Origin of the sequence: Natronomonas sp. (assembly GCF_046483325.1) — an archaeon.
GTDB lineage: Archaea > Halobacteriota > Halobacteria > Halobacteriales > Haloarculaceae > Natronomonas.
This window is the reverse complement of sequence record NZ_JAWODL010000048.1, coordinates 1-3,183: the sequence shown is the minus strand read 5'-3', so window position 1 is coordinate 3,183 and position 3,183 is coordinate 1. Positions and strand designations below refer to the sequence as shown.

Genomic DNA, 3,183 nt, shown 5'->3' with positions numbered 1-3,183 from the left:
CGGCTCTCGGTGAACGATTCCTCGACGGCGTCTTCCGGCATGAGAGCGCCGCCGACGGCGATTCCGTACTCGTCCATCAGCTCGGCGTTCGTCAGTCCAACGAGAGCGGTCTCGTCGCTGACTCCCTCGATATCCTCGATGTTATTCACGCCGCTGAGATCGTCTTCGTCCGGGAACGGGACGAAATCGGGCACTGACTGAGCGACGTGGGACGTGCGGCCGTCGACTTGTACGCCTCTCCGTTGATCGAACTCGAACACCTCCGTCGCTTTCTGACCTAGCGGCTGGAACTCGTGTAACAGCGTGTCGAATTCGTTGTTTTCGAGTTTCGTCGGACCAGCGTTGTCAAAGCTCCACTGAATATCGACGTTATTGTTCTCGAACGTGTTGTCCCGGATCCAATCGATACGGTGCTCGCCGGTTACTGCCGCCCAGTCCCAACCTTCGAAGCGGCACCCTTCGATGACGTTCGTCCACAGATAATCGTGAAACGGCCGAGCGAACCCGTTCTCCGTACCGCCACCGTGCAGATACGAGTTCTTCAGCGAAACGTTCGACGTGTATCGGAAGGACACGCCGACACTGCCACCACGGCCCTGATGACCTGCTCGGAGATGCTTCGGTGGGTCGGGCTCGTGAACGTCGCCGTCTTCGTCGACGAACCGACCGATGTTGAACACGGTCATGTCGTCGATAGCGTTGAATTCGCTGAAGCGCTCGTGTTTCCATTTGAAGTTGTGCCGAGAGAAGTCGGCGCCGCCTGCAGAGGCGAAGGCCACGTTGCCCGAGACCGTCGCCAGCGGCGCGAACGTCGAGGGTATTTTCCCCGTCTCACGCATCAGGTCGTTGTGACGACCGTTCGCGAAGCGACCCTCCTGTATCGCCTCCCACAGCGGCGAGATACGCTCTAGATTCACGTACTCGACGGGCACGTTCGGCCAATACGTGACCCTGCTATCTTCTATCGTCGTCCCTTCGGCGAGGTCGCCGTCCAGCAGCGGGCGCAGCCACCAGACGAACGCCTGATGCCGGTGGCCGGCGGCGACGCAGTCGGTGACCGCCACGAGCGGACTCTGCAGCCAGAAACCGTGCCCGGCGTGTCCGAAGTCGTCTATCGGCGGGTCACCGCCGTGCGCCCCCGCGGATCGGTCATCGATTCGTTCGCCGCTTCCCTCCGAGCGGAGGGCGAAGTTTCGCTCGAACGAACCCCGCTCGTTCCCCCCTTCGGCGACGAACCCCGCACCCAAGACGTCGCGGGTGATACAGTCCGTGATACGAGCGTGGGAATGATGATTGACGATGCCCCAGCCGGGACTGCCGTCGACGACGACGCCCTCTGCGGTGTGCGGCTCGGCTTCGATGCCGCTCCTGTGATAGTGAAGCGGATATCGCGATCGGAGATTCGTCTCTAACCCGTCTTCCGACGCCTCCTCGCCCCGGACGGGGTTCGTGAGCGGCCGTCGCTTGTCGGTCCGACCGAGGTCATCGAATCGAGCGTATTTGACCGTCGTGCCCGTGGACGTGATCATCGCGTGGCCACGCCGTTTCGTGTCGGCGCTTTCCGATTCGAAGACGACGTTCCGAGACAGGTTCAGCACGTACGCGTCGAGGCTCTCTTTCGGCGGGACGTGGTCCGCTCCGAACGCCGCGTCGAGGGAGACGGCGGTCCCGTCAACCGATCTGATGGTTCGCTCTTCGTCTTGGGTCTCGTTCGGAACGACGCCGGGAACGACGAGACGGTCGCCCTCCTGCCAGTTCGTCGGCCTCTCAGTCAGTTCTAACCTTTTTTCTCCTGCTGTCGGGGCGTCTGCCAGACGCGTCCAAGCCGTCTTTTCCGCCCCGTGTATCGTCAGATCACCGTGTGCCAACAGCCCACGACCCTCTCTTTCGGGGTCCCGCTCTTCGTCTATCGGGCCTGTGTCACGGAACGTTACGCGAGCCTCTACGTCGGGTTGAATAGGGGCGTGAGCCGTCCCGATTTCTAGTCTGCTTCCCGGTAACGACATCACAGTCTCGGCTACGAGATGGGTGGTGACGGACGGGCTGACGATCAGCTCCCCGTCGACCCGAAGCCAGTCCAGAGGAGCGGTGTCGCCTCGCAGCGTAACCGAGACGTCGTCTTGAATCAGCACCCGAGCGTCTTCACCGGGGACCCCTTGTTCCGTCCAGACCGCGGGGTCATCCCAGCGGCCGCTCTCGATTGCTGTATTTGTCACGTCCTCGGGTACCGCTTTGAGGTTCTGTTCTACAGCCGCGTCCGAGTTGGTACCCTCAGGCTCCGAATCGAGCAACGTGCATCCCGCTACTCCCCCCGTAGTGAGCGCAGCCGTGCCACGCAGGAACTCACGTCTCTCTACCATCTGCCTAAACGAGCACACTCATAGGGGTTTCACCTCACAAAATGGTTTGATCTTTAATCATTGTTTTGTCATAAAACCGTGAAAGTCTCAATTAGTTATATTATTGAATACTACAATTTCTAGGTTCGAGTTCCCGTTATCGGGCACATCTCTTCTCCGATCGAACAGAGATTTGACCCCGAAGTCTCAGTCCGACCGCAGTGCGCCGGAATGAGTTGGCATCGAACCGCCCGGAAACACGATCTCACGGCGATAGTGATAAGAGGCTTGATATCACCTACCAACATGTCACTGGATCATGATTGAGGGAGTCGAGACGCGGTCGCTACAAGTGAACGCGGACGAGCGGGGACACCTCGTCGAAATGTTCCGCGAGGACTGGGACATCTACGACCCCGACCCGGCGATGGCGTACTATTCGATGACCTACCCCGGTATCGTCCGCGCGTGGCACCGACACACCCGCGGGCAGATTGACCATTTTATCTGCCCGAAAGGTCGGATCAAGATCGGGATCTACGACGACCGCGAAGGCTCTGCCACCCGGGACGAACTAACCACCCTGGTCATCGGCGAACACGACCAGCGAGCGGTCCGGATTCCGGGCGCGTGTTGGCACGGATTCAAAGCCATCGGCGATGGTCCGGCCTTCCTCGTCAACTTTCCAACGAACCTCTACGACTACGATAATCCTGACGAGGAACGGTTACCACACGACACTGACAAAATCCCGTTCGACTGGGAGACGGAGCCGCACGGATGAAGGGCGTCGTTCTCGCCGGTGGAACGGGTTCGCGACTCCGCCCGATTACGCACACGGGCC

Annotated in this window: 3 protein-coding genes; 2 read left to right on the top strand and 1 reads right to left on the bottom strand. The window is 60.3% G+C overall.

What is annotated here, in order from left to right:
- Nucleotides 1-2,360: G8 domain-containing protein (locus R6U53_RS14225; RefSeq protein WP_410323032.1), on the bottom strand; the 2,360-nt coding region annotated here is incomplete at its 3' end.
- Between the two features lie 298 nt (nt 2,361-2,658).
- Here R6U53_RS14225 and R6U53_RS14220 point away from each other — a divergent pair.
- Both R6U53_RS14220 and R6U53_RS14215 read left to right on the top strand, forming a co-directional pair.
- On the top strand, nt 2,659-3,123 hold the full coding sequence (locus R6U53_RS14220) for a cupin domain-containing protein (protein WP_410323031.1): 465 nt from the start codon (nt 2,659-2,661) through the stop codon (nt 3,121-3,123).
- A partial coding sequence (locus tag R6U53_RS14215) for a sugar phosphate nucleotidyltransferase (protein ID WP_410323033.1) occupies nt 3,120-3,183 on the top strand: 64 nt, incomplete at its 3' end. The genes R6U53_RS14220 and R6U53_RS14215, both read left to right, overlap by 4 nt.